The sequence below is a fragment of the Bradyrhizobium sp. ARR65 genome, assembly GCF_000472385.1.
Lineage (GTDB): Bacteria > Pseudomonadota > Alphaproteobacteria > Rhizobiales > Xanthobacteraceae > Bradyrhizobium.
Genome location: NZ_AWZU01000008.1, coordinates 157,719 through 184,360, shown reverse-complemented (window position 1 = coordinate 184,360; position 26,642 = coordinate 157,719). Strand labels below are relative to the sequence as shown.

Here is a 26,642-nt window from a genome sequence, read left to right as displayed (position 1 = left end):
CCTATTCTGCGGCGCTGGCTATCGCATTTGCGGAGCGGTTGGTTACCACCACCTTGATCGCGTCCTCGACCCGTTCCCGGGCATAGCGCAGTGCTGTCGGGAGGTCAGCGAGGGAAAAGGTGTGGGTGTGGATCTTGGTCGCATCAAACCGCTTTAGGGCCATCAGTTCCATCGCACGATGCGTGGCGCTACGGCCTTCGCCGCGAATGCCGAACACGTAGATGTTGTTCCGGACCAAATGTGCGATATCCGTCATGACAGCTTCATGGGGGAATGCTGCCAGGCAGATTCGCCCGCCGCGATTGGTCATGTGAATGGCCTGATTGACTGTCGCCTCCGTGCCGGCGCATTCGAGGACATAGTCGGCGCCAATTCCACCGGTAAGCCGTCTCACAATCTCAACCGGGTCCTCCTCAGTAACGTTGATGACGCGATCGGCGCCTAGCTCTTTGCCGATCGTAAGCCGTCGCTCACGCGTTCCGGTCAGGATAACAGGATTTGCGCCGAGCGCCTTGGCCACAGCCACCCCAAGTAATCCGATCGGCCCGGGGCCGGTCACGACGACGCTTTCACCAGCAACCAGACCGCCGAGTTCGGTCAAGCCGTACATCGATGTGCCCGCGGTGACGACCAGCGTCGCCTCGGCGTCGCTCATGGCATCGGGTACCTGCACCAGCGTGTTGATGTGATTGACCGCGTATTCGGCAAAGCCGCCATCGGTGGTAAAACCGTTGGCGCGATGACCCTTCTCCGGCCTGCCGTAGTTAAGGCATGACGTGTACATGCCTTGGCGGCATCGCTTGCACTGACCGCAACCGGCGTGGATCTCTACGGTGACACGCTGGCCGATCTCAAATTCGTCGACATCGGGTCCCAGCGCCGCAACCGTCCCCATATATTCATGGCCTGGAGTAAAGTTCTTATTGAAGGGCAGCCCACCCTGGATGCGTGCCGGTGATCCCGAGTGGATGATTTCAAGGTCGGTGGCGCAGATCGCGACAGCGTCGATGCGAACCAATACTTCGGCTCTATTCGGAACTGGCGTCGGCTTCTCGCGGAGGAAAAGCTCGTCGGGACCGCCGAGAGTCCAGGCGCGCATTTGCGGAGGGATAGGAAATTCGGGCGAGGTTTTGACACCAGCGGGTTTATACATTGGACGTTTCCTCGTTTTATTTTGGCTTAGGCAGAGAGGCCTCAACTGGAGATGCGGACAATTTGTAGATTTCCAGGGCATCGGCGTCTGCGCCGCGCGAAAGTTTGACCAGTCTGAAGAGCTGCGCGGCGAGCGAGGCCATTGGAACCGGGGTCGATGTGTCGCGAGCGACATCTATGATCGTATCGAGATCCTTCAGCATGGTGGCGATGTGGCCGAGTGGTGGCGAATGGATGCCCTGGACCATGCGTGGCACGAACAATTGAAGAGGAATTGAGTCGGCAAAACCGCCGGCGAGCGCCTCCGGCAGGCGCGCCGCGTCGATACCGGCATTTGCGGCGAGCCGTGTTGCTTCCGCCAGCACCGCCATTGCGCAGCCGACGATGACCTGATTGCACAGCTTCGTTGTCTGGCCGGCGCCTGTCGGGCCCATATGAGTGAACCGTCGTGCCATCGCCAACACATAGGGCCGTACTCGCTCGATGTCGGCGGAGTCGCCACCTGCCATGACCGCCAGCGTGCCTTCCTCCGCTCCCTTCGTGCCGCCAGAGACCGGCGCATCGATCCATCCCATGCCATTGGCCTGCCGCAGACGCTCTGCGATGTCGCGCGCGGCGTCGGGATGGATGGAGGAGAAGTCGACGACCAGCTTGCCGTGGCCGGGCACCTCGCTAAGGCCGCTGGTGCCAAAGGCCACCTCTTCCACAGCCGCCGCATCGGTCACGCAGGTGAAGATAATGCTGGCGTCGGCGGCGACGTCACGCGGATGGCTCGCGACCTTTGCTCCGGCTTGTGCCAGCGCCGCGGCTTTCCCAACGGACCGGTTCCAAACGAAAACTTCATGGCCGGCGCTGAGCAGGCGTCGCGCCATGGGGGCCCCCATCAACCCCAGCCCTATATAGCCGAGCTTTTCAGCGCTCGCGCCCGCCTTTCCAATCCCGCTCATTCTGATCTCCCGCTGCGATGAAGCATAGCACCGTCCAGGGCTAGCGAATATGACCGAGGCTCCAATGGCTTGCCTGATTGTTTGAACCATGAAAGATTTGGGGTTCAAGTCGGGCTTGCTTGCCTTTCAGGGCCGAGAGAGTGGAGCGGGGCGTATGCGAACTTTTTCGACGTGGATCCTGGCCGCCGGAGCGGCGCTGTCAATCTTCGCCGGCGTGAGCCCGTCGCGGGCGCAACAGACCATTCGCGTCGGTTGGACCATTCCGGCAGAGGAATCGAAATATTGGATGATGCGTCGGCCGGCCGAATTTCCCGATATCGGCAAGACTTACAAAATCGAATGGACCCAATTTCAAGGCACCGCGCCGATGACGCAAGCACTGGCAGCCGGTGCTCTCGACTGCGCAACCCAGGCGCCGCTCTCACTCGCCAACGGCGTCGTCGGCGGCAATCTGAAGGCTTACATCGTCGCCCAGCACGTGTTTGAGAAGCCTGGCGGCTTCTCTGTGTATTGGGCCGTCATGGATAACTCGCCCATCAAGTCGATTGCCGATTTGAAGGGAAAGACGGTCGGGATTTCGGTGATCGGCGGTGGCACCCAAGGCCCCTTCAACATGCTGCTCAAGCAGAACGGGGTTGACCCGGCCAAGGACATCAAATTGGTCGAGGTCGGCTTCGCGGTGTCCGAGGATGCGTTGCGTCAGGGCCGGGTCGATGCCGTCAACATGAACCAGCCTTTCGCCGCACGCGCGGAGGCCAAAGGCGGTACCCGCAAACTGTTCTCGCTGTCTCAGGCGATGCCGAACATCGTGCACATTCTTGAAGCTTGTCGTGCCGATTTCGTGGACAAGAATCCCGATCTGGTAAAAGCCTATGTGCGCGACATCACCCTTGGCATGAAGAAGGCGCTCGCCAATCGCGAAGAGACCTTGAAGGTCGTCTCCGAGGTGCTGAAGGCGCCGATCCCGGTGCTCGACACCTATCTCCTGAAGGACAACGATTTCGGCAGGGATCCGGGCGCCGCGCCGAACTTTCCGGCTATCCAGAAGATGCTCGACATCTATGCGGAAACCGGAATGTTGCCCAAAATGGATGTCGCGCAATTCAAGCACCCGACCATCGTCGCCCCGCTGGAGTGACGATCGCGGCGTCAGTGAACCTGGTGGGCCGTGTTGCGGAGAATGTTGAAATGAAGAAGTGGCGATCACGGGTGACGACCGACGGTCTGGATCGTGCACCGCATCGCGCCTTCATGCGTGCCATGGGTCTGGAGGACGCAACGATCGCAAAGCCGATGGTCGGGGTCGTCAGCATGAAGGGCGAACAGACGCCCTGCAACATGACCCACGATTTCCAGGTCGCGGCCGCCAAGGAAGGCATCGCGCAGGCTGGCGGCTGCCCCCGCGAGTTCACGACCGTCTCCGTCTCGGACGGTATCAGCATGAATCATGAGGGCATGAAGTTCTCGCTGTTCTCCCGGGAATTGATTGCTGATTCGATCGAGGCTGTCGTTCATGGGCTCGCCTACGACGCCCTGATCGGTTTCGGGGGGTGCGACAAGACGTTGCCCGGTGTGATCATGGGGATGATCCGCTGCAACGTGCCGTCGATCTTCATCTATGGCGGCAGCGCATTGCCGGGCCGGTTCAACGGCAAGACACTCACGGTTCTCGACTCCTACGAGGCAGTCGGCGGCTTCATGACCGGCGAGGTCGATCAGACGACGCTTGCGGGCATTGAACGGAACTGTCTGCCGACGATCGGAGCCTGCGCCGGACAGTTCACCGCAAATACAATGGCGATGGTTTCCGAGGCGCTGGGCCTGACCATGCCCAACGTTTCCATGATCCCTGGCGTCTATCCCGAGCGCGCGCAGGTCGCGCGTCAGGCGGGGCGGCTGGTGATGCAGATGTTGGACCGGGGCGGGCCGTTGCCGCGCGAGGTCGTGACTCGGAAATCTCTGGAGAACGCCGCAGCGATCGTGGCGGCAACAGGGGGATCGACCAACGCCGCACTGCATCTGCCGGCGATCGCCAACGAGGCGGGTATCCGATTTACAATCGACGATGTCGGCGAGGTGTTCGCGCGGACCCCGCTGATCGGCAATTTACGGCCAGGCGGGAAGTACACCGCGAAAGACGTCTACGATGTTGGCGGTACGGCCGTGGTGATCCGCGCTCTCGTCGAGAGCAGCCATGTCGATGGTAGCTGTCTGACCATTACCGGCAGAACGATTGCGGAGGAATATGGCGGGGCGAACGCGCCGGACGGAGATATCATACACTTTACGCAGACGCCGATCATGCCGGATGGCGGTGTCGCCGTACTAAAGGGTAATCTTTGTCCTGATGGAGCCGTCATCAAGGTAGCAGGCCTGAAGAGCCTGATTTTCGAAGGCGCGGCGCGCGTGTTCGAGGACGAAGAGGCCTGCGTCGATGCCGTCAGGAATCGCCAATACGCGGCAGGCGAGGTTCTGATCATCCGGAATGAAGGCCCGGTCGGGGGGCCCGGCATGCGCGAGATGTTGGGCGTGACCGCACTGATCTACGGGCAAGGAATGGGTGAGAAGGTGGCCTTGATTACCGACGGGCGCTTCTCAGGGGCGACACGCGGGATGTGCATCGGCTATGTCTCGCCGGAAGCCTTCGTCGGTGGACCCTTGGCGCTGGTGCGCGATGGCGACCGCATCCTGATCGATGCCGGTGCGCGTCGAATGGATCTGCTGGTTGAGGAGCGTGAACTGGCGGTACGGCGCCAGGCCTGGAAACCTCGGCCGCCGCGTCATCGCGCGGGGGCGTTGGCAAAATATGCACGGCTGGTCGGACAGGCGCCCGGCGGCGCGGTGACGCATGCGGGGCCTGCGGAATGGCCATGGTTCAGCTAGCGAAATCCGACGCTTTTGGCGTGAAACCCGCATCGCCAGCGGACGCGGTTTTCCGCTATGCTGTTAGCTGACATCAAGAGAGCGGCGAGAATGAACCTTATGCCATCGCGATCGGACCGTCAGGCCGAGTCCGCGCCCGCAGCAAGGGCTTTGCAGCCGATGATCGAGATCGATCATGTCTCGCAGCTGTTTCAGACTTCAGCGCGCCAAGATCATCTGGCGTTGTCGGACGTTTCGCTCGCAATCGACGATGGCGCCTTCGTCTCTATTCTCGGTCCATCGGGCTGTGGCAAGTCGACCCTGCTCTACATCGTCGGCGGTTTCGTAAGTCCGACCCGGGGTACCGCGAAAATGCAGGGGCAGGACATCAGGGGCCCCGGGCCTGATCGTGGCCCGGTGTTTCAGGAATTTGCACTGTTTCCGTGGAAGACCGTGCTTGGCAACGTGATGTATGGCCCGCGTCAGCAGGGGATCAAGGCCGCGGAAGCTGAGGAGCAAAGCCGCGCGTTGATCGAGATGGTCGGGCTAAAGGGGTTTGAGGATTTCTATCCGAAAGAGCTTTCTGGTGGCATGAAGCAACGCGTGGCGCTGGCCCGAACGCTGGCCTATCGTCCGGCGGTGCTGTTGATGGATGAGCCGTTCGGGGCGCTCGACGCGCATACGCGCACGCGGCTGCAGAACGATCTGCTCACGATCTGGGAGCGCGATCGCAAGACGGTGCTGTTCGTCACCCATTCGGTGGACGAAGCGGTGTTTCTCTCGGACAAGGTCGTTATGATGACGCGTTCACCGGGACGGATCAAACAGATCGTAGATATCGACCTGCCGCGTCCGCGCCGCCGGACCGAACTGCTGCTCGATCCACGCTACCAGAAATATGTGGTCGAGATCGAACGCATGTTCGAAGATTCCGATGACGAGTTGCGGCCATGACGCCTCGCGCTCTCATGGCGCGACTGGCGCCGTTGCTCGCATGCCTTGGACTGCTTGCCGCCTGGGAGGTCGCCGCGCTCGGCTTGAACAGCGACAGCTTTCCGACGGCAACCGATGCGATCCGAGCGATACCGTCGATCCTAGGCGACAAGGAAGCCTTGATCAACATCCTGGCCTCATTGCGCCGAATGACGATTGGCTTCGGGACCGCCGTCCTCGTTTCCATTCCGCTCGGATTGTCGATGGGGCGCAGCCGAACTGTCGCGTCGTTTTTCAATCCGCTGCTGATGGTGACCTATCCGGTGCCGAAGGCCGCGCTGATGCCGATCATCATGCTCTGGATCGGCGTCGGCGACGTCGCAAAGATCCTGGTGATCTTTCTGGGCGTGAGTTTGCCCGTGATCTATCACAGTTTTGAGGGCGCCAAAGCGGTCGAAGAAAAGATGTTGTGGTCTGGCGCCGCTATGGGGCTGTCGGCGGCAGAGCGCATGATCCGCATTGTGCTACCCGCGGCGTCGCCCGAAATCCTCACCGGTTGCCGCACAGGGCTTGTGCTCGCACTGATCACGATGGTTATGAGCGAGATGATCGCGCGGCAATCCGGTGCAGGAAACATCCTGTTCAACGCGTTGGATATGGGACAATACGACACCGTCTTTGCGATGATCATCATCATCGGCGCATTGGGCATTGGTCTTGATGCCGCCTTTGAAAGGATACGGGCGCGCTTGATCCGATGGTCCGAGCCGCAATTCGACGTTCCCTTGAGCTTCTCATGAAGAGGCGGGTCCTCGCGACGGAACTCCTGCTCGGCGTGATCCCGATCGCGCTATTGCTCGCAGTCTGGCAGGCCTTGGTCTCATTCGGCTTGGCGCCGGTGACGCTGCTGCCGTCGCCGGGCCGTGTATTTGCGCATTTGATGCAGCAGCTCGGGAGCGCGAGCTTCGACCAGGAGATCCTGACCACGCTGTTTCGGCTTTTCGCCGGATTTTCCATCGCCGTGATCCTCGGAGTACCGCTCGGGCTCGCGGCGGCCGCGAGCCCGTCGATCGATGCCGTGGTGCGCCCGATGGCGCGGGTCTTGGCCCCGCTGCCGAAGGTGGCGCTCTATCCCGCGCTCCTGCTGCTGCTCGGCTTCGGTCATGAATCGAAGATCACGCTTGTCGCCGCCGATGCGCTGTTTCCGATCCTGCTCTCGACCTATTCCGGTGCCTCGACCGTCGAGCAGAAACTGATCTGGTCGGCGATGGCGGCGGGAACGCCGCGGCGCGAAATCCTGTACAAGGTGGTGTTGCCGGCGGCCGCACCATCGATCCTGACGGGCTGCCGCATCGGCCTTGTCATTTCCTGCATCGTGGTATTCCTGGCCGAGATGATTACCTCGACGGATGGCCTCGGACACGTTCTCGTCACGGCTGCGCGGACCTTTCAGGCCGTAGATATGTTCGTGCCGCTGATCACGATCTCGCTGCTTGGATTGATCCTCAACGGCTTGCTGCAGGCAGCGCGATCGTATCTGTTGCGGGGATTCCCTGAAGTCTGACGAGAGACTCTTGGAAGTGGAGGAGAGAGCATGCTAGCGGATCGCATCGAAGCGAAGTGGATCGACGCGTTCTGCGAGATTTTCGAACGCTGCGCCGTCAAATCGGGCGATGTCGCCGCCATCCTATCTGAAACGCAATCCCGAGCCCTTAATGTGCACTTGGCCGAGCTTGCGCTGCAGCGAATGGGAGCAAGGCCATTCCACCTCGTGGTGCCGACGCCGCGCAACAGGCATGTGGTTCCAGTTCGTTCGACGGGCGCGAGCGAGGCGATCCAGCGGCTTTTTCCAGTCGTAACTGCCTTGCAGCAGGCCGGGTTCGTGGTGGATTGCACCATCGAAGGCTTGATGCACGCGCCGGAGACCCCGGAAATCCTCAAAGCAGGCTCCCGCATCCTGGTGATTTCCAACGAACACCCCGAAGCACTTGAACGCATGGTTCCCGATCCTGCACTGGAAAAGCGAGTACGAGCGGCGGCGAAGATGCTACGTGCGACGAAGCGGATGCGCATCACCTCCAAGGCCGGGACCGAGCTCGACGTCGATATGATGGGTGCCTCGACTGTGGGCGTGTGGGGGTGGACCGACAAACCGGGTACGCTGGCACATTGGCCGGGCGGCATCGTCGTGAGCTTTCCAAAGAGCGGGACCGTCAACGGTACGGTGGTGATGGCGCCTGGCGACATCAATCTGACCTTCAAGCGCTATCTGACCTCGCCGGTCAAAATGACGCTGAAGAATGACTATGTGACCGATCTCGAAGGTGAGGGCGCCGATGCGGCCATGATGCGGGCCTATCTGGCGGCTTGGGGAGACCGCGAAGCCTACGCGGTATCGCATGTCGGCTTTGGCATGAATCCCGGTGCGCGCTATGAGGCACTATCGATGTATGATCAGCGTGACACCAACGGCACGGAGCTGCGTGCCGTTTCCGGCAATTTCCTGTTCTCCACGGGCGCCAACGAGTTCGCCGGTCGATACACAGCGGGGCATTTCGATCTACCCATGATGGGGACCACGATCGAACTCGACGGTGTGGCCGTGGTCCGCGAAGGTGTGCTGCAGGACGTGTTCGGCTGATCCCAGCTACGTCATCGCCGCTCTGGCCAAGTCCGGCGTGTTGTCCTCGCATCCTACGGCTCATCGGGCTGTGGCTGCGGGCCGGTGTTCTGGAGAGCGGCGAGAAGCAAGAGACGGACAGGGGCACGCCCCAAGGGGCGGGCGCCAGCCCGGAGGCAATTTCTATTTCCATTGAACGCGAAGCGCATTCGCCCCTTTCATCGCGCCGCTCACGTCGCGTGCGGTATACCCCAATGCAAAGTGACGCTCGGCTTATGACGAACTGTGTTCGCGAGTATGCGAACGTACTGAAGAGTGCGAACGCAGAGGCTAATGCTATGGTCGTGAGTTTTAAGAATCGTTTCCTCGATTGAGACCACCCAAGCGATGTGGGAAGACCTGGGTGCCCACTGCAGCGCCGGCCGAAGTACGTCCCTAGCTTCTCTCCAAATGAGATTGCAGACGCTGGATTCCGGCAGCGAGCCGTAAGCTGAGGACTGCCGGGAAAATACATCCCTTGGAATGAAACTCCGCTGTCAACCGCGAAATTCCGGTAAAACAGCGTTCCCTGCGTTTCCGAAGGCCATATTGCGTCGATGCAGGCGCCTGGTACCGTGGGGCGAACATTGCCTCTGGCTTCACCTGATCTGCGCCCTGCAGACCATCTATCCAGACTTTCATCTCTTTCGAATTTCCGGCCAATTGCCTATATTTTACGGCGCAGATGCCATTCCAGCTGGTCGGGAAGCCCATGCGCGTGATCCGAAAGAGAACGATGCCAATGCCGAGCCTGAAGGGACCGTCGGAGGCGGACCTTCCGGCCAGCCAGGAGATCGCGATGGCCGCTCCGCGGATGGCGCCGAAGGGTGTGTACCGATATCGGTCTCATGAGGAGGCGAATCGGGACGCGGAGCGGTGGGCTGTCGATGCGACGGTTGAAAGAAATCTGGAATTGGCTGGTCGGACCGGATTCGGCCCAAAGCCCCGCTGAGGTCGGTCCTTCCGACGGCGAGATGCGTGCCCGGAATGCAGGGTGGCGCGACGTTTTCCGTCTTGTCGAACTCTTGGAGAAGCACGGCGCGGAGTACGTTCTCGTCGGAGGCTACGCACTTTCTTTCAACGGACTGACGCGCCAGACCGGCGACGTCGACATTCTCGTCCCGACGGATCCGGAAAACAACCGGCGCTGGATCGCGGCGCTGAGCGAGCTTCCGGATGGTGCGGCCAAGGAGCTTTTCGAGACCGCCGACGACCGACGATGAGAGACGCCGCCGGACCGAGCGGCCCAGGAGTGATCCGGGTGATCGACGAGTTCGTCGTCGACGTTCTGCCGAAGGCATGCGGCCTGACCTACGACGACCTCAAACCGCACATCCGGCGCACTTCGACGAATTGGGGCCCGATCAACGTGCTCGATCTCGAAGGTCTGCGTCTGACGAAGCAGACTCCGAGAGGCAAAGTTAAGGTCGATCTTCAGCACATCGAAGCCGCCTTGCGAGCCATTCAAGGGCCGGGTGTCTGAGCGTGTCGCGGCGATGTCGAGGCGCGACTTCGTCACCGAAACGCCCCTGGCGGACGAGAGCATCGAGTTCAAGGTTGAGCAGCCTTCCGGTCCAGCACCAGATGGCGCAACGCGCGAACTTGCGAAGGCGATCATCGAGAGGGCTCGAGCACGCGGGATAACCCTCGACGAAAGCTTCGAGGATCGGTTGGCGATCTACGGCAATCCGGACTCCTTGAAGAAGATGCTGGAAGCTGCGGATCGGATAGCGGACTTCGACGCCTATGCCTCGGAAATCGGAATCGAAGATCCCAAATCGAAACCAACCTGAAAGGCGAGCCCCTGAAGCGCAAAACCCGCCGTCGCCGGCGGGTTTTGCTGTCTGCTTACCTAAGTGGGACACATTGCCCCGGTCGCCGCCGCATGCGGCACCTGCAGCAGACCGCTCATAACCACGATCCTCTCTATCGACCAACGCGCGCTGAAGTTGAATCGGGGCTTGCAGCGAACTTTGAGTTCTCCGCGAGCCCTTCTTTGTTCGTGACCCCCCCCCCTAGTCGGGACGTATTATGCTCGGCGCCGCAGCCAACTAGGGGTGCGACCAGCACGGCCATTAAAATCCGCTTGAGAAAACGGTCGAGTTGGTGAGCTGCAGTGTTCTCAGTGTGTGTAGGTGCGAACTACTTCAAGCGCCGTATCGCAGTATGGCACCTCATCGAGACCGATGTCCTTTGAGCGAACCCAAATCGTAGTACCGTCCTTACGGTCCACTGGCACCCAGCCCATTGCCATCGCCGTCACTTCGGCCGCTATCTCATCCTCGATTGCCATCGCCACCACATATGGCCACAGCACATAATTGGAAGTTTCGCGCACGAGGCTGTTACTGTTCATGTCCTCTTCTTCATGTTCAATGGTCACAGGCCACCTGCTGATAATCCTTGCGTCAGTCTCTCGCGAACGCAGGGTGCAAGAAGCTATCAGCCATTCGAAGACAACCTTTCGCCCACGCGCAGTCAATCACATTCTTCACGGATGCCCGCGTGCATTCAGGGCCTCGGCAATCTGCGCAGGGTCCGCGCGCTAGCCTTCTGCACGAATGATGAGACGCCTGTTGGCCAGCGTGCGTATCAATCTCAGTCCTTAACCGCAGCCAAGGGCACCCCTAGGCACCTCGTTCTCAGGCAGTTTTGTGGACCGAAATTGTCGCCTTGGACCACGGCGGCCAGCATGCAGGGCCCATTCAGCAGGCGTCTGTCGAATGGCATCACCGTGATGACCCGTCGTCATTTTCACTCGAGGATTGCTCACTCATCGCGCAGCTTTCGCGTATGACCATTCCGAAGCGGACAGGAAATACCGGCCGTAGGTGCGCATTAGATGGGTGGTCCCGGACCGAAATGGCGCGCCAAGCATCTATCCAAATACGGCCGCGTCCTGGAAAAGCTGACCTTGATTGCCGCTTGCGTCCCAAAACTACTCATCATGGCGCGAAGGCAGTCCTCGCCATATTGCACTGTAAGCTCTGGATCGTCGGCTGGTGGAAGCTGGCTCCGACTGCTGGACTTTGATGACGACCATAAGAGCGCGCTTTAGCCGAGCATCATCAATTCGTGGCTCGACGGTGGCTGCGGCGCTGACCCAATTTAGGAGCGTAAAGCTGCGCTCGCTCTGATGCGTGAGGAATAACTTATGCGAAGGATTGGAGTATCGTAGCTTTTGTTGGTGTGGGGAAAGGCCGTAGCGCTCCCCCGCTACCACGAGCCACGATTTTCTACGCTAAACCACGATTTGCCGCGAATTTCTGCCCTCGAGCGTAGTCAGGCGCAAAGTACGCCACTGACCGTTATGGAACAGACGATCGGTACTTTGTTGTCAATGCCTGATCCAAACCGTCATACCTGGCTCGAGGACTGCCGCCTCTTCCTGCGGGTCAAGACGCAAGCGCAGCGTATTGCGGTCGTGATCGGCAATCACCCGCTCGGCCTGCCAGGTTGCAAAGACGCCGAGCGGCCGCAGTTCGGTGATCGCGCTCTTGATCGCGACATCGTCATCGTTCCGCATCACGCCGACTGTTGATCCGATCGTGAGACCACCGAGATGGTCTTCGCGTACATTGAACGAAAGCCATTGCTTGCCAGCCGCCTCGACCATCAGGACCGGTTGACCCGCGCGAACGTTCTCGCCCACTTCTGCAGCGATGACGCTGACGACACCGTCGGCCGGAGCGCGCAAGACCATCTTGTTGAGCCGCCGCTCAAGAACCGCGACCGCGGCGGCGGCGGCTTGCACCTGCGCGTCGGCGACCGCGCGTTCCTCCCGGGTCGGGCCCGCTACGGCCGCATCGTAGTTCGCCTGCGCCTCCGCCACATCGGCACGTGCGCTCGCAGCGTCGTTTTCGGCTTGGTCAAGCGCTTGTTGCGACACAAAGCTCTGACGTGCCAACGTGTTGGTTCTCGTGAGCTGGGCCAGCGTGTAGTCGAGCCGGGCGCTTGCCTTGGCGATTGCAGCTTTCAGAGAGGCGACCTGTTCACGACGCACGCCAGCATAGACGTTGTTGCGGTTCGCGGTTGCTGACGCCAGCGCGGCATGCGCCTGATCCACCTGTGCCGTCAGCTCCACCGCGGAGAGCCTCGCCAGGACATCGCCGGCGTGAACCTGCGCGCCCTTCTTAACCACAATCGACATGAGCTGACCGTTCACCTCCGGCTCCACCCTGACCTCGGTCGCCCGCACGACGCCGACGACTGGGGCTGGCGATCCGGAACGGTGCATGGAATAGATCAGAACGCCCGCGACGAGCACGAGTGCGATCGAAGCGATGGCGGCGCGCCTAACTTTGCGCATGTCGCTGCCCTCTCTTGACGGCGAGCGCCGAGATCACGGCGAGCACGAAATAGGCGAGCGCCAGACACCACAGTCCAAGCCAATCATGCGCGACCTCCCAGATGCTGGCGCCGAGCTGGTTGATGCGCACGAGGCCGTCAATCGCGAAGTCGGCGGGGAACAGTTGGCCCAGTGCGATGGCCGCGTCGGGGATTGCTTCGCGCGGCCATGCGAAGCCGGCGGAGAAGAATTGAGGCAGGCTCGTTGCCAAAAGCAGGATGGTCGCATTTTCCGGCCGCGTGAACCAGGCGCCGACGGCTTGCCCCATGAAGCTCGTCGCAAGCAAGAAGACGGTGGCAAGCGCGAGGAGTTGTGGAAGATGCCCGAGTGTTGAAAAACCATACATGCGCGGCAGAACGATGAGATAAAGCGCGAGCGCCGGAAGGTAAATCGTCAGATGGGCGACGCCGCGGCCGAGCACGCCCGCGACAGCTCCACCCCCGGTCGCCAGCGCAGTACGAGTCAATATCGCCGCACCGATCAGAAGCGTTTGCTGCAAGATCAGCACAAACGCGGCTGGGACGATGTAGCTTGCGTAGCCGCCCACGGGGTTGAAGATCGGCTGCAGTAGAACGTCCGCCGGGCTCGAACTCGCCAGCTTCGCCTTGACAAGGCTTCCATCCGAGCGTGCGCCTCGCGAAACCAGCTCGGACGTCAGTGTTCCGATGGCCGTGGCGACCCCGCTTGCGGCCGATCTGAATATGAACAGGTAGGTGGCATCCGCATAGATCGGAATGTGATCGGTGATGCCCTTGAGCACGTCGCGCTCGGTATCTGGCGGGATTTCGACTGCGGCAAAGGCCTTCCCACGATCGATTGCAGTGCGCGCCTCGGCGAGTGTACGGGCGCGGACCGCAACGTTCAACGCCCCGCTCGCGTCCAGCGTCTCGACGATCTGCCGGCTGAGATCGCTCAGGTCGTTGTCGACGACGGCAATGGGAAGCTTGCGAAGGATCTGGTTCAGATAGGGTTGCGGATAATACATGCCGTACACCAAGGGTGCCAGGAACAGGAGGCTGAAGGCGCTTCGCGTTCCGAGCACGCGCCGCCACTCCGCCATGAAGGCGGCGCCGACGCCTTGTGGCGCGCGGCCTCTCTCTGATTGCTCGGCAGGTCGCTCCGCCTCAAACCAGCCCTTGCGCTTAAGGCTCGCCATGCGCAGCAAGGCGAGGCCAGCATAGAGCACCGTCAGGCCCGCAAGCGCCGCGAAGGGAATGGCAGAATCCGAGACCGGCAATCCCCGTGCCGCTTGTCCCAACAACACGGCCATGTACCAGCGCAGCGGCAGTATCGCGCTCCAGACTTGCGCAAACAGATTCATGCCGACCGTGGGGAAGCCGACGCCGGCGTAGCCGAATGCAGGAGAAGCAACGAGGCCCGCAAGTCCCAGGCCCGTCGCTAGGTCGCCGGCCAGGAGCTGCAATAGGGCGCCCAGCGACAGGTAGGCAACGATCAGGAGGGAGCCGGCGGCCACCATCAACGGCAGGTCTCCTCTGAAGGGGATCTGCAGTACGCCTTCTAGGAAGAGCGGCTCGGCCAACATGATGATGAAGAAGATGCCGAACAGGGGCGCGAGCTTGCCGGCGAGCGCAACGACCGGATCGCCTCCGGCACTTTCGAGCCAGGTCGATGCGTCGCGACGGCGGAATTCGGAGCCGACGGAATAGCCCGCGGCGAGCGTGATCACCACATGGATGATCGTCGGCAGCAGCGCACGGAGCAGGAACTGGGCGTAGTTCTTTTGCGGATTGACAAGCGCAATGGTCTCCCCGGCCAGCGTTCCGATGGATGCTGCCGCAGGCGCTGCGCGCTTAGCGGGAGCCGCGACCGCTGCCGCGGCGGAAAGCGCATCGCTCAGGCCCGAGGATGCAAAGCCGGCCGCCGTCAGGAACTGCTGGTTGTAGAACCCGACAACCTGCGGGCGGCGTTGGGCCTTCAGGTCGCGCTCGAAATCCGGCCGGATATAGATTGCCGAGATCGCCTTGCCGGAGCGTATATCCTGCACGGCCGTGGACAGCGTACCGGAGCGGTCTACGATCTTCAGGCTCGGAGACGCCGCGACATATTCCACCAGGGCACGCGAAGCGTCCGATTTATCCTCGTCGACGACAGTCACGCCGAGGCCCCGGATAACCGGATGGCTGAACACGGTCGTGAGAACCACGAACGCAAAGAGCGGCACGCCAAAGATCAAGAGCAGCGCCACACGATCGTGAAACAGCCAGCGACACTCGCGCTGGGCGACCAGCAGAAATCCCGGCTTTGACGCCAGCCTCATTGCCGCGACCGCCAGTCGAGATAGGCGCTCATTCCCGGTCGCAGCTCGGACACCGGCTGGACCGGGTAGGCACGGATCGAAAATGTCCGCAGATCGAAATCGCCCGAAGCACGCGTGGCCCGCCAGCTCGCATATTCGCCCTTGGTTGCAATGAGCTTGACCTCGACGGTGACGCGGCGGTCATCGAGAGCCGGAATGCGGACATCAAATCGATCGCCGACTTTCAAGCGCTTGACGAGATCTTCGCGAAGATCGAAGTGGATCCAGACATCGCCCAGATCGATCAGGGTCACCAGCGGCACGCCCGGCGATACGTATTCGCCAGGTTCGATGTTGCGCTGATAGATCTGCGAGGCGACGGGGGCATAGACCACAAGCTGATCGATGATCGATTGAACGCTCTGGATATCGGCACTCGCCCTTTCGACGTTGGCCCTCGAGATCGCCCGCTCCTCCTTTGTGTAGCCATTGACGGCCTGCTCGTAGGCCGATTTGGCCTGATCGACTGCGCGTTCACTTTCGTGCAACGTGTCCGTCACTTGGTCGAGACGGGCTTGCGGCGCGTTGCCTTGCTCGGTCAAGGTATGGGTGCGGTCAAACGTCTTCTGCGCCAGCACCAGCGCCGCCTGCGCGCGCTCCATCTCCGCCTTCCGGGCGGCAATGGTCTCCACGCGCGTTCCGATGAGGACGTTGGCAAGCTGAGCCTCGGCGACGGCCTTCGCCGCTTTCATCTGCTCGAGCTTGGCAACAGTTTCCGGATTGTCGATCCTTACAAGCACAGCCTTCGCCGGGACGTTCTGGCCTCGCTCGACGGGTATTTCCAGGACACGTCCGTCGACGCGTGCGGCGATGTCAAGCCGCGTCGCATCCACCTCGCCCTGCACAAGCAACGGTTCGGGTCGCAACAGATAATAGACCGAAAGCCCGACCACGACCGCTGCGACCACGCCGACGATGATGGATGGACCGCGTCTCGTGGAGGACGTGCTCTTCTTCTGCCCGTCACCCGGAGCGTCGAACGTACCTTCAGATTCCTTACCAGAAGTCGACACGTCGTCCATGTCTAACTCCATCTAGCTCGAATTGCCAAAAATGTCTCGTATGACACGACATTCAGGCGTCGCAAGCCGGGCAGATCGTACTCCATATTCGAAGGGACTGGCGAACTATTTTGAGACTGCTCGAGGCCATGGAAGCCTACCTGTTTTAGCGTCGACGCTCTCATTCGAGATCGTGGCGAGCATTCGCAGCACTGTTGCGGTCGAACGCTGACGGAACTTGCGTCGGATCGTCATACAGGTGTTCGCAATGTCAGAAGCCGCCAAGCAGAACAATCGAAGCGGTGGTGTCGGTACTGCCGTCCCTTGTCTCTTTGTCCCTTGGATTGAACGCCAGCCGCATTCATTCCATGAATCGCATTCATTCCATGAATACGGATGGTTCAGGACCGCTTCGCAAATCGGCTCCGCGTCCGTGGTGTCGTTCTTCTGGCGCTTGACGTAGGGCTTCACATAGGCCGGAGGCATCAATCGCACGGTTTGCCCCAACGTCTGCAGCTCACGGGACCAATGGTGGGATGACGCGCAAGCCTCAATTCCAACCAGGCATGGCGGCAGCTTCTGGAAAAATGCCAGGACGTGCCGGCGCCGCAACTGATGGCGTATGACCACCAGGCCGGCTGCATCAATGCCATGCACTTGAAAGACCGACTTCGCGATATCGAGACCGATTGCCGAAATTGACTGCATAGTTCGCTCCTCCGAATCGTGGGAGCCTCAAACGGCGCCCAGTCCTTGGCACTCTCGTGCCCGTGGAGGAGCCGTCCACAGCATCACAAGCGGACTCATGCATCGCAGCAAACATCAGGCAGACCCTTTCCCGCAGTCAGTTTCGTGTACTTGATTGTAACAGTCACTGTGCGGGCACGAGCGCCGGGGCGCTCTTGTCCTTGATCAAGAGCACCAGGAATTTGGCCGGCTGGGTGCCGCTTGCGTTCCGGTCGACGACATGGACGTCATCAGGGCCTTCATAGAAGAACTGTCCTGGTGTCAGTGTCACCTGTTGTCCACCCTTCAACTGCATCACGACGGAGCCCTCCAGGACGTAAACAAACGCATGTGCATTGTGTCGGTGGATAGCGCTCGACCCGCCGGGCGCATGCTCGACTGTGATCATCAGAGCTTCCCTGCCGGGATTCTCCGGAAGATCCTTAGAAATGAGTGAGGTGACCTTGGGCTCCTGAGCCATCGCCGTGCCGATCATGACGCAAAGAACCAACGCAACCAGTTTGATCGTCATAGTCGCCTCTTTCGTTCCGTTGCCCGGGACCCGCTCGTGACAGACCGGGCGCGCCTCCGATGCGGGATCAGGCTGCTGCCTGTGAGCGGCGGAACCATTCGTCGAAACCGATGCGGCCGAGGCGCGCCTCGCCCAGCGGCACGAGCGAGTGCTCGTCAACCCGGCCGCCCCAGTATCGGGCCTCGGGATCGCTCACGACCTCGCGCGGGTCGCCAACCGCCTTCAGGTAGCGGGCGATGATTTCGTTGAACGGCGCTCGTTCCGGGCCGGCGATCTCCACGATGCCGCTTCGCGGCGCCGCGAGTGCCACATCGGCAACGATGGCAGCAACGTCGTCCGCCGCGATGGGCTGGAACAGGATGGGCGGGAGCCTGACTATGTTTCCATCCGCACTTGAATCGGCGATGCCGCGGAGGAATTCCAGGAACTGGGTCGAGCGGACAATAGTATATGGGATGCCGGAGGTCTTGATCAGTTTCTCTTGGCGCGGAAATAGCCATTATCCGTCCGGTCGATTGCGACGATTGATAGTGCGACATGGTGCCGGACGTTCGCTGCGGCCTCCGCCGCGAGAAGGTTGCGTCCGGAGGTCTCGAAGAATTCCAGCACCGCCTTGTCTTCAAAGGAGGGCGAATTGGCGAGGTCGATCACCACCTGCGTGCCCGCCATGGCCTCCTTGAGCCCCTCGCTGGTGATGGTGTTGATACCGCTTTGGGGCGAGGCGGCCACGACCTCGTGGCCGCTCTGGCGCAGACTGGCGACGGTCTTCGAGCCGATCAGGCCGGTGCCACCGATCACGACGATCTTCATAGTTGATCCTCCGTTGTCATTAGACGCGCTTAGCTTCCGGTTGCTTGTGGCAATCGTCATAAGCACACCGGTCACGGCTGTTTCGATTGCTGCTGCGCCGGGGGAGAAGCGTGATGAGGCCCGCCCCTTCGCGCTCAACAATACCATATGGCGCAGCTTTGTCAGAGGTCCGTCAATTGGTCAGCAAAACTGATCGGTTTGTAAGCGGCCGGATGGCTCATTTGCGAGTTGAGCTGAGAGGCCAACATTGCCTGCTGACGTTTATTACTTCTGACCACTTCGAAACCGCCGATTGGCCACCAGTGCACCGGCCAGAGCCGTCCATCCGGTCTGATGCGAGGCGCCAAGTCCTTCGCCGGTATCACCGTGAAAGTATTCGTAGAATAGCAAAAAATCGCGCCATGCCCCATCGCGCTGGAAGCGTGAATCCGATCCCAGTGCTGGTCGCCGGCCGTTTGAGTCTCGGAGGAATAATCTGAGCAGTCGGCGCTCGAGTTCTTCGGCCACTTGCTCGAGGCTCGCCTGCCTGCCTGATCCTGTTGGCAATTCAACGGTAAACTCTTCGCCAAGGTTGGTATGAAGATGTTGTAGCGACTCGACCGCGAGAAAATTGAGCGGAAACCAGATCGGTCCGCGCCAGTTCGAATTGCCGCCGAACAGTCTGGTTCGAGACTCGCCCGGCTCATAGTCAAGACGAGCAACATGTCCGTCCATGTTGACGATGAGCAGATGTTCGCGGTGGTAACGCGACAGGGATCGCAGCCCGTAAGACGACAAAAATTCGGATTCGTCGAGCATACACGCAAGAAGCGTTTTCATGCGCGACTTGCCCACTAACGAGATCAGCCGAGGGCGATCGGCGGTCGAAGGCCAGTGCAGGAATTCGGCAAGGCCCGGCTTGTTGTCGATGTACCAGCGGGCGCGCTTGCGGAACATCGGCAGTCGTTCCCACAGCGCCGCATCGAGCTGTACGGCCGCAAAGATCGGCAGCACTCCGACCATAGAACGCGCGCGTACCATGTAAGTCGAGCCGTCGCGCTTGCGAAGCCGATCTTAGAAAAGCCGTGTTGTTCGTCCCAGAGCTTGCTCATGGCGGCGGCGATTAGAGCGAAATGCTCGAAGAACTTTACCGCGAGATCTTCGTAGCTAGGTTGATGGTTGGCAAGCCGGAGCGCCATCTCCAGCATGTTGAGACAGAACTTGGCCATCCAGGCGGTGCCATCCGACTGCTCCAGCACATCGCCGGCAGGGAGCATCTGCGAGCGGTCGAACGGGCCGATGTTGTCGAGTCCCGAGAAAGCCGCCCTCGAACACGTTGTCGCCACATGCGTCTTCTCGATTTACCCACCAGGTGAAGTTGATCGAGAGCTTTTAAAAAGCGCGAGCCAGAAAAAGCGAAATCGGTGCCGCCATCGATCCGGAACACCGCGAGCGTGGCCCACGCCTGAACCGGCGGATTCACGTCTCCGAAATTCCAGTCATACGCGGGCAACTGGCCGTTCGGGTGCATGTACCATTCGCGCGCCAGCAGCAGCAATTGATGCTTCGCTGCTGACGGGTCGATGTGCGCCAACACCACGCAATGGAAGGCGAGGTCCCATGAGGCATACCATGGATATTCCCATTTGTCGGGCATGACGATGATGTCGTGGTTGTTGAGATGGCGCCAGTCCGCGTTGCGACCGGACGTGCGTGCCTCGGGCGGACGTATGATGTCGCCGTCAAGCCAGCGCGCGACGTCGTAGTGGTAGAACTGCTAGCTCCACACCATTCCAGCGAACGCCTGCCGCATCACTGCGGCCTCATCCTCACTTGCGCTGTCCGGAGTAAGCGCTCTATTGTGCTCGTCAGCTTCGCGGCTCCGGTCGACGTGGATCCGGTCGAAGTCCGCCCTGAGATTCGCAGTCTGGCCGAGCCCATCACGTGTTGGCGAAGCCTGAGCTCGACCGTTTCGCCGGCAGCGACTTTGAGGCGATACCAGCAGGCCATTTTTGTACCCTGCTTGGCTGGATTTACCGTCGCCGCGCCGTGAACCACGCGGTCGTTGATGCCGTCCTTTGGATAGGGCGTCCGCTCAGCGGTGACGCCATACAGGTACCGGGCATCGGTTTCGTTTTCGCAGAACAGCAGCGGCGGCGGCTTTCCGGCCGGATCCGCCCCGGCAGCGAAGCGCCAGCGGCCCAGCAGTTCTTCTTCAGCGATCGCGCCGACGTCGCCAGTTTCAGCGGTCGCCCGGATAATCGGCCGCGCGACGCCAGCCTCCCATGACCAGCGGTTGCGGAACCACAGAGTCGGAAGCACGTGAAGCTCAGCCGGATCGGGTCCCGCGTTACGAACGCTGATGCGCATGCATACGTCGTCAGGTGATGCTTTGGCGTAGTCTGCGATGATCTGCCAGTAACGATCCCCTTCGAAAACACGGGTATCCAGGAGTTCAAATTCGGGCTCGTCCTTGTTGCGCCTTGCGTTCTCCTGCCGAAGCAACGCGTAAGGAAACTCCGCCTGGGGATAGTGGTAACGCCAACGAAGCCACGAGCTGGTCGGTGTTGCGTCGATGTACCACCAGTACTCTTTAGCGTCTTCGCCGTGATTTCCTTCTGGCCACCGAGTCCGAAGATACGTTCCTTGAGGAATGGGTCATGTCCGTTCCAAAAGGCGAGAGCAAAGCACAGGCGCTGCGCTCGATCGCAAAGGCCAGCAAGACCGTCCTCGTTCCACCGATAGGCGCGCGAGCGCGCGTGTTCGTACGGGAAGTATTCCCAGGCTCGTCCATCGGCACTGTAGTCTTCTCGCACGGTACCCCAGGCGCGCTCACTGATGTAAGGCCCGATCGCTTTCCAGTCGCCTGGAGTATCGGGCGACGAGTCGGCAAGCCTTGCATGCTCAGCCGAACGGGGCGGAACGGTTTGCCGGACATCGTCCATGCTATGTGGCTTTCGCAGGCCGCAAGAGCTCCTTGGCCGTCGTCACAACGTTATCGACAGTGTATCCGAACTCCTGCTGCAGGGCCTTCAGGGGGGCGGAAGCGCCGAAAGTGTGCATGCCGATGACCCGACCCGCCGAGCCAACGTAACGCTCCCAGCCGAACGTTGAAGCCTGTTCGATTGCAACGCGGGCTGTGACCTCAGGTGGCAAGACGGCGTCGCGGTACTCCTGCGTCTCGCGTTCGAAGACATCCCAGGAAGGCATCGAGACGACGCGCGAGGGGATACCAGCCAAACTAAGTCTCTCATGAGCGTCGGCCGCAAGGCTCAACTCACTGCCGGTGGCAATCAAGATTATGTCCGGCTTACCGTCGGGGGCGTCGGCAAGCACGTAGGCGCCTCGTGCGGCCCCGGATGCCGATGCATATTTGCTGCGATCGAGTGTCGGTAACGGTTGGCGAGACAGCGCCAGCAAGGCCGGCCGATGACGAAGCTGCAGGACGTAGCGATAGGCCTCGACCACTTCGTTGGCATCGCCCGGCCGGAACAGCGTCACACCCGGCATTGCCCGCATTGAGGCGAGCTGCTCGATCGGCTGATGCGTTGGGCCGTCTTCGCCGTCGCCCATAGCATCATGGGTAAAAACAAACACCACCGGCAGCTCCATCAGCGCGGCCAGCCGTATCGCGGGCCGGGCGTAATCGCTGAAGATCAGGAATGTCGCGCCGAACGGCCGCAGTTTCGATAGTGCCAGACCGTTGAGAATTGCACCCATCGCATGCTCGCGGATACCGAAATGCAAATTCTTGCCACCCGGTGTGGCGGCCTGAACATCGCCTGCGCCTTCGTAGGTCAAAAGCGTCTTGGTCGATGGACCCAGATCGGCCGAACCGCCGATTAACCAGGGAACGTTCTGCGCCAGAACGTTCAGGGCCTTTCCCGACGCCTCACGACCCGCGACGCCCTTCGAATCCGCTTGGAATACAGGCAGGTTGCGGTCCCAGCCCGCTGGAAGCATGCGCTGTTGCATCTGGTCGATTTCGGTTGCCAGCGCCGCATACTTCGCACGGTAACCAGCGAATAGATCTTGCCATCTGCGACGAGCCTCAGCGCCTCGCACGCCCACGCCGGCGGCGAAGTGTTCGAGAACGCCGTCAGGCACAAGGAAATTCGAGTCTTCGGGCCACCCATAAGCGCGTTTGGTGAGCTTGACTTCTTCAACACCGAGCGGCTCGCCATGCGCCGCGGCCGTATCGTGGCGATGTGGCGAGCCATATCCGATATGGCTGTTGAGTATCACCAGCGTCGGTCGGCCTTTCGTATCGCGAAACGCTGCCAAGGCCTGTTCTATCCCGGCAATGTCGTTGGCGTCTCCGACGTGAAGTATATTCCAGCCATAGCCCGTGAAACGAACCGCTACGTCTTCGGTAAACGCGAGCCGCGTGCTGCCTTCTATCGTGATGTGATTATTGTCATAGATCCAGCACAGATTACCTAGAGCAAGGTGGCCGGCGAGCGACGCCGCCTCAGAGCCAACGCCCTCCATCAGGCAGCCGTCGCCGCATACAGCATAGATGTCGTAATCGAAGACGGCAAATTCCGGCTTGTTGTAGTGCGCAGCGAGCCAGCGCTGGGCGATTGCCATCCCGACGCTGGTCGCAATGCCTTGTCCGAGAGGGCCGGTGGTCGTCTCGACGCCGGATACCAGGTGGTACTCGGGATGCCCTGGCGCATGACTCCCGAACTGACGGAAGCGCCGAATATCGTCGATGGTAACGGCAGGCCGGCCCAACGTCTCGTACTCGGCATTCACGGCCTGCGTACGGGTAAGGCAAAGCACCGACCACAGCAGCATCGAGGCGTGGCCGTTCGACAGCACGAAGCGGTCGCGGCCGGGCCAGATCGGATCCTGCGGATCGAAGCGCATCACTCGGTTCCAGAGCGTATAGACAAGCGGCGCAAGCGCCATTGGCGTGCCGGGATGGCCGGAGTTGGCGGCCTGGACCGCATCAATCGACAGCGTGCGGATGGTGTTGATCGCGAGCTGATCGAGTTCGGCGTCTGTCATGGCTGATTTCCTCCCGCGGGTGTCGATTGCAGGCCGCTCGCGCGCGCCAGCCAGTGTGCATACATCATCAGCGACAGGCTGCCGCCATCAAGCAACAGAGCCGGGATCGAGGAGCCCCTCGATCTACATTCTTCACTCCCTGCGTTACGCTACCGTCGGGTTGTGCCAGCCGCCCGGCGGCACGACATTCTCGTCGGCTTCGCGAGGGCCCCAGCTTCCGGCTTGGTATTCGTAGACGGGAGTCGTCTTCTTCAACACCGGATCGACGATCCGCCATGCTTCTTCGACATAGTCCTGTCGTGCAAACAGCGTCCGGTCGCCGTTCATCGCGTCGCCGAGCACGCGTTCATACGCATCCATCTCGTCGGCGCCAGGGCGCCGGCTCGCCAACAATTCGACCGGCTCGCCGACCTCTCGATCATCGTGGTCCATCACCATCGTGCCAAGAGCGATGGCCATGTCGGGATTGATGCGAAACCGCAAATAATTAGGTATCGCGGCGCAATGGGGAAAGATCCGCGGCGCTTCACGAAGGCGTACGATCACCTCCGTGCAAGTCACAGGAAGCGATTTTCCGGCACGGATGTAAAAGGGCACTCCCTGCCAGCGCCAGGAGTCGATCTCCAGTCGCAGCGCAGCGAATGTCTCCACCTGCGAGTCCGGAGCAACGCCCGGCTCCTGCCGGTAGCCGTGAAACTGTCCGCGCACCAGCTCGTTCTCGGCGATCGGCGGAATCGATCTCAGGACCTTGACCTTCTCATCACGCAGCGATTCGCTGTCCGATCGGGCTGGCGGTTCCATCGCCAGGTTGGCCAACACCTGAAACAGATGATTTTGGATCACGTCGCGAACTGTGCCAGTTTGATCATAGAACGCGCCACGACCCTGCACGCCGAAATTCTCAGCCATTGTGATCTGCACGCTGCTCACGAACTTGCGGTCCCAGAACGACTCCAGGAACGCGTTTGCGAAGCGAAAGAAGACCATGTTGTGAACGGGTCGTTTTCCAAGATAGTGGTCTATGCGGAAGATGTGATCTTCGTCGAACCTGGCGAGCAGAATCTTGTTGAGGTTGCGTGCGGAGGCGAGATCATGCCCGAATGGCTTCTCCACAATGACACGCGCGCCGTTGGTGCAATCGGCAGTGTCGAGCCGTTCCACCACGGTTGCAAACAATGCCGGTGGGATTGCCAAATAGTGTGCCGGCCGCTGCGCCGAACCGAGATGCTTGCGGAGGGCGTCGAACGTAGCCGGATCGGCATAGTCGCCGTCTACGTAACGCAAAAGACCGGCTAGCTTGTCAAACGCAGCGGCGTCGAGGCCGCCGTGCTTTTCAAGGCTATCTTTTACTCGGGCCTTGAGCTGTTCGAGTGTCCAGCCGGCCTTTGCGACGCCGATGACCGGCACATCGAGGTGCCCCCGTTTCAGCATCGCTTGAAGCGACGGAAAGATCTTCTTGTAGGCGAGATCGCCGGTTGCGCCGAAAAACACCAATGCGTCGGATTTAGGTTCGCTCATGGCTATCTGGGCCTCTCATTTGGCCGCCTTTCCAAGTGTCCACCGAACTCGTAGCGCATCGCCGAAAGCAGCTTGTTCTGGAAATCAGCCTCGCCACGCGAACTGAAGCGCTCGTAAAGCGCCGTCGTCAGCACCGGGGCGGGGACTGCTTCGTCGATCGCTGCTGCGATGGTCCAGCGTCCTTCGCCGGAGTCGGATACGCGCCCCGCGAATTTGGAGAGCGCCGGATCTTCCAGCAACGCCGTTGCAGTCAAATCAAGAAGCCACGATGCAATCACGCTGCCGCGCCGCCACAATTCTGCGATGTCGTGCAGCTTCAGGTCGTATTGGTAATGCTCGGGAATGCGAAGGGGGGTTGTTTCGGCGTCCGCCGCGTGCGCCTGCTTGCCAATGTTCGCTGCGCGCAGGATACCGAGGCCCTCGGCATACGCCGCCATCAGCCCGTACTCGATACCGTTGTGGACCATCTTGACGAAATGACCGGCGCCACTCTGTCCGCAGTGGAGATAGCCGTGCTCGCAGGTGCCTGCGGTGGCGTGCTCTCGTCCCGGGGTGCGCGGGATATCGCCGAGACCGGGAGCGAGAGTCTTGAAAATCGGGTCCAGCCGCTGCACGGCCTCGTCAGGGCCGCCGATCATCATGCAGTAGCCGCGCTCGAGACCCCACACGCCGCCGCTGGTGCCGACGTCTACATAATCGATGCCGTCCCGCGCCAACTCCTTGGAACGCCTGATGTCATCGATGTAGTAGGAGTTGCCGCCGTCGATCAGAATGTCGCCGGATTCGAGCAGCGGCAGCAGATCGCCGATCGATCTATCCACGACTGCCGCCGGAACCATCAACCAGATCGCGCGCGGTTTTTCTAGCCTTCTCACAAAATCCGTCAGCGAGTCGCTTCCCGTCGCGTTGTCCTTGACCAGTTCGGCAACGGCGCTTGGCGACATGTCGAAAACGACACATTGGTGACCACCCCGGACAAGTCTTCGCACCATATTGGCGCCCATCCGGCCGAGACCGATCATCCCGAGTTGCATGAGTGGCTCCTCTTTTTTGTGCCGCGGTGTGATTTTCCCCTGGTGCGCAGATATCCTGTCGTGTCGAGACCAGTATCTAGTGCGACTTGTCCCTGATCGTGCGATGTCGGCCAATCAATGCGTTGGTCGAGCTGTCGTGGCATTTGGCGGACCTTCCCACATTCGGAAGCCACCCTTGAATGCGTTGGCATTATCCCCAAGCCGGCATAATGGCGGCAGATTTTTTAATAATTTGGCGTTGCCGCCGCCCAGCACGACGTCCTCCGGTTGGAGTGCCGCAACCAGATATTCAACGACATCTTCGACGTGCTTACGCCATGCTTTCCTGCCAAATTCCTCCAACGCGCGGGCGCCGACATAGTCCTCATAGACCCCCTTCTTGTAGGGCAAGTGCCCAAGCTCCATCGGCTGCACGATGCCATCGATGATCATCGCCGAGCCGAGCCCGGTCCCTAGCCCGAGAAACAGCATTTTGCCGCCGCGGTAGCTGCCGAGCGCCTGCATCGCCGCATCGTTGATGACTTTCGTTGGCAGTTTGAATGCCGCAGCGAAGTTGAAGCCGATCCAGCCTTTTCCGAGATTGTGAGGTTCCGCCACTGGCCGGTCATGCACAACGGGGCCCGGATAACCAATCGAGACCACGTCATATTCCCAATCATCGGCCAGTTTCTTGACGCTCGATACCATCTGCCGTGCCGTCAGGCTCGGCCCGGAGTCAATTTCTCGTTTCATTTTTTCGCCGGAGGCAAGGATCTTGACGTGGGTGCCGCCCACGTCAATGACCAGTATCTTCATGGAAGACCTTTGTCTC

The 26,642-nt window shown here is 60.7% G+C and carries 23 protein-coding genes and 2 pseudogenes; 9 read left to right on the top strand and 16 right to left on the bottom strand.

The window, feature by feature from the left end:
* Nucleotide 1: 1 nt before the first annotated feature.
* Together F758_RS0112390 and F758_RS0112385 are read right to left on the bottom strand one after the other, a co-directional pair.
* Nucleotides 2-1,018 carry a zinc-dependent alcohol dehydrogenase gene (locus F758_RS0112390; RefSeq protein ID WP_245286479.1) on the bottom strand — a complete coding sequence of 339 codons (1,017 nt, stop codon included), beginning with the start codon at nt 1,016-1,018 and terminating at the stop codon, nt 2-4.
* Between the two features lie 151 nt (nt 1,019-1,169).
* Nucleotides 1,170-2,099, bottom strand: coding sequence for an NAD(P)-dependent oxidoreductase (locus F758_RS0112385; protein WP_024508161.1), 930 nt, complete (start codon nt 2,097-2,099; stop codon nt 1,170-1,172).
* 154 nt (nt 2,100-2,253) lie between these two features.
* Here F758_RS0112385 and F758_RS0112380 point away from each other — a divergent pair, with 154 nt between their 5' ends.
* The 9 genes from F758_RS0112380 (at nt 2,254) to F758_RS0112335 (ending at nt 10,346) form a co-directional block, all read left to right on the top strand.
* On the top strand, nt 2,254-3,237 hold the full coding sequence (locus F758_RS0112380) for an ABC transporter substrate-binding protein (RefSeq protein ID WP_024508160.1): 984 nt from the start codon (nt 2,254-2,256) through the stop codon (nt 3,235-3,237).
* A gap of 50 nt (nt 3,238-3,287) precedes the next feature.
* Nucleotides 3,288-4,982, top strand: a complete 1,695-nt coding sequence (gene ilvD, locus F758_RS0112375; protein WP_024508159.1) for a dihydroxy-acid dehydratase — start codon at nt 3,288-3,290, stop codon at nt 4,980-4,982.
* 99 nt (nt 4,983-5,081) lie between these two features.
* A complete protein-coding gene (locus tag F758_RS0112370; protein WP_051386851.1) occupies nt 5,082-5,915 on the top strand; it encodes an ABC transporter ATP-binding protein in 834 nt (277 codons plus the stop codon).
* Nucleotides 5,912-6,694, top strand: a complete 783-nt coding sequence (locus F758_RS0112365; protein ID WP_024508157.1) for an ABC transporter permease — start codon at nt 5,912-5,914, stop codon at nt 6,692-6,694. Before F758_RS0112370 ends, F758_RS0112365 begins: the two co-directional genes overlap by 4 nt.
* The gene (locus F758_RS0112360) at nt 6,691-7,458 is read left to right on the top strand and encodes an ABC transporter permease (protein WP_024508156.1); all 768 of its coding nucleotides are present in this window, start codon (nt 6,691-6,693) and stop codon (nt 7,456-7,458) included. The genes F758_RS0112365 and F758_RS0112360 overlap by 4 nt, the downstream gene beginning before the upstream one ends.
* A 30-nt stretch (nt 7,459-7,488) precedes the next feature.
* A complete protein-coding gene (locus tag F758_RS0112355) occupies nt 7,489-8,535 on the top strand; it encodes a 2,5-dihydroxypyridine 5,6-dioxygenase NicX family protein (protein WP_024508155.1) in 1,047 nt (348 codons plus the stop codon).
* A gap of 905 nt (nt 8,536-9,440) precedes the next feature.
* Nucleotides 9,441-9,776 carry a hypothetical protein gene (locus tag F758_RS46450; protein ID WP_051386842.1) on the top strand — a complete coding sequence of 112 codons (336 nt, stop codon included), beginning with the start codon at nt 9,441-9,443 and terminating at the stop codon, nt 9,774-9,776.
* 38 nt (nt 9,777-9,814) lie between these two features.
* The gene (locus tag F758_RS0112340) at nt 9,815-10,036 is read left to right on the top strand and encodes a hypothetical protein (RefSeq protein ID WP_157449978.1); all 222 of its coding nucleotides are present in this window, start codon (nt 9,815-9,817) and stop codon (nt 10,034-10,036) included.
* Nucleotides 10,029-10,346 (top strand): hypothetical protein, encoded by a 318-nt coding sequence (locus F758_RS0112335; RefSeq protein ID WP_035721799.1) that lies wholly within the window; start codon nt 10,029-10,031, stop codon nt 10,344-10,346. The genes F758_RS0112340 and F758_RS0112335 overlap by 8 nt, the downstream gene beginning before the upstream one ends.
* Before the next feature lie 329 nt (nt 10,347-10,675).
* Here F758_RS0112335 and F758_RS0112330 read toward each other — a convergent pair whose 3' ends face one another.
* From F758_RS0112330 to F758_RS0112275, 14 genes and pseudogenes are all read right to left on the bottom strand, one after another.
* Nucleotides 10,676-10,936: a hypothetical protein gene (locus F758_RS0112330; protein WP_035721797.1), complete on the bottom strand. Its 261-nt coding sequence runs from the start codon at nt 10,934-10,936 to the stop codon at nt 10,676-10,678.
* Between the two features lie 954 nt (nt 10,937-11,890).
* Nucleotides 11,891-12,862 (bottom strand): HlyD family secretion protein, encoded by a 972-nt coding sequence (locus tag F758_RS0112325; protein WP_024508149.1) that lies wholly within the window; start codon nt 12,860-12,862, stop codon nt 11,891-11,893.
* Nucleotides 12,849-15,179: an ABC transporter permease gene (locus F758_RS0112320; RefSeq protein WP_024508148.1), complete on the bottom strand. Its 2,331-nt coding sequence runs from the start codon at nt 15,177-15,179 to the stop codon at nt 12,849-12,851. The genes F758_RS0112325 and F758_RS0112320 overlap by 14 nt, the downstream gene beginning before the upstream one ends.
* The gene (locus F758_RS0112315) at nt 15,176-16,240 is read right to left on the bottom strand and encodes an HlyD family secretion protein (RefSeq protein ID WP_024508147.1); all 1,065 of its coding nucleotides are present in this window, start codon (nt 16,238-16,240) and stop codon (nt 15,176-15,178) included. The genes F758_RS0112320 and F758_RS0112315 overlap by 4 nt, the downstream gene beginning before the upstream one ends.
* 384 nt (nt 16,241-16,624) lie before the next feature.
* Nucleotides 16,625-16,927 (bottom strand): annotated as a pseudogene (locus F758_RS47580) (IS110 family transposase); the annotation flags it as partial.
* Nucleotides 16,928-17,090: 163 nt separating this feature from the next.
* Complete coding sequence (locus F758_RS0112310; protein WP_024508146.1) at nt 17,091-17,477, bottom strand: cupin domain-containing protein; 387 nt, start codon at nt 17,475-17,477, stop codon at nt 17,091-17,093.
* A 67-nt stretch (nt 17,478-17,544) separates the two neighbouring features.
* Nucleotides 17,545-18,287 (bottom strand): annotated as a pseudogene (locus tag F758_RS43760) (SDR family oxidoreductase).
* A gap of 264 nt (nt 18,288-18,551) precedes the next feature.
* Nucleotides 18,552-19,289, bottom strand: coding sequence for an MGH1-like glycoside hydrolase domain-containing protein (locus F758_RS50805; RefSeq protein ID WP_024508145.1), 738 nt, complete (start codon nt 19,287-19,289; stop codon nt 18,552-18,554).
* Between the two features lie 124 nt (nt 19,290-19,413).
* On the bottom strand, nt 19,414-19,923 hold the full coding sequence (locus F758_RS50800) for a hypothetical protein (RefSeq protein WP_198026472.1): 510 nt from the start codon (nt 19,921-19,923) through the stop codon (nt 19,414-19,416).
* A gap of 155 nt (nt 19,924-20,078) precedes the next feature.
* Nucleotides 20,079-20,771, bottom strand: a complete 693-nt coding sequence (locus tag F758_RS50795; RefSeq protein WP_024508144.1) for a hypothetical protein — start codon at nt 20,769-20,771, stop codon at nt 20,079-20,081.
* Nucleotides 20,772-21,212: 441 nt separating this feature from the next.
* The gene (gene tkt, locus F758_RS0112290; protein WP_024508143.1) at nt 21,213-23,279 is read right to left on the bottom strand and encodes a transketolase; all 2,067 of its coding nucleotides are present in this window, start codon (nt 23,277-23,279) and stop codon (nt 21,213-21,215) included.
* Between the two features lie 144 nt (nt 23,280-23,423).
* Entirely contained in the window at nt 23,424-24,797 is a 1,374-nt protein-coding gene (zwf, locus tag F758_RS0112285) for a glucose-6-phosphate dehydrogenase (RefSeq protein ID WP_024508142.1), read from the bottom strand.
* A gap of 2 nt (nt 24,798-24,799) precedes the next feature.
* Complete coding sequence (gene gnd, locus F758_RS0112280) at nt 24,800-25,831, bottom strand: phosphogluconate dehydrogenase (NAD(+)-dependent, decarboxylating) (protein ID WP_024508141.1); 1,032 nt, start codon at nt 25,829-25,831, stop codon at nt 24,800-24,802.
* Nucleotides 25,832-25,945: 114 nt separating this feature from the next.
* Nucleotides 25,946-26,626, bottom strand: coding sequence for an ROK family protein (locus F758_RS0112275; RefSeq protein ID WP_024508140.1), 681 nt, complete (start codon nt 26,624-26,626; stop codon nt 25,946-25,948).
* Nucleotides 26,627-26,642: the final 16 nt, after the last annotated feature.